This is a genomic window from Salmonella sp. SAL4457, assembly GCF_046548235.1.
Lineage (GTDB): Bacteria > Pseudomonadota > Gammaproteobacteria > Enterobacterales > Enterobacteriaceae > Salmonella > Salmonella enterica.
In genome coordinates this window covers 1-278 of sequence record NZ_JBGDZO010000370.1, presented here as the reverse complement: position 1 = coordinate 278, position 278 = coordinate 1, and the positions used below count along the sequence as shown (strand labels likewise).

1 protein-coding gene is annotated in these 278 nt (G+C 61.5%); it reads left to right on the top strand.

What is annotated here, in order from left to right; all coding sequences use genetic code 11:
• Positions 1-227, top strand: a 227-nt coding sequence (locus ACLJNW_RS24685; protein ID WP_410961285.1) for a hypothetical protein, incomplete at its 5' end; no start/stop codon positions are given.
• Between the last annotated feature and the right edge of the window lie 51 nt (positions 228-278).

The following is a 278-nucleotide window of genomic DNA, read 5'->3' as shown; positions in this document are numbered from 1 at the left end:
TCGTGGTGGTTTACGAGCCTTACAGCGATGAACCTTTTGTGGATCCCGACTCACTGACTGCCGAAGTCTCCGCCGAGCAGGTGAGGGCCGGGCTTACGACGGCCGACGGCGCTGTGCGATATGCCCTGACCCTAGATGACAGCCGCCCTGAGAGCGTGACCGCGCGGGGCCGCATCAATTACGCGGACGAGGTCGTGCTGTCACACGTTTCATCAGCACCAAGATGAACCGATGGCCACTGTGCGACGCTACCGCCCTGCTACCGTAAAACCCTGCCA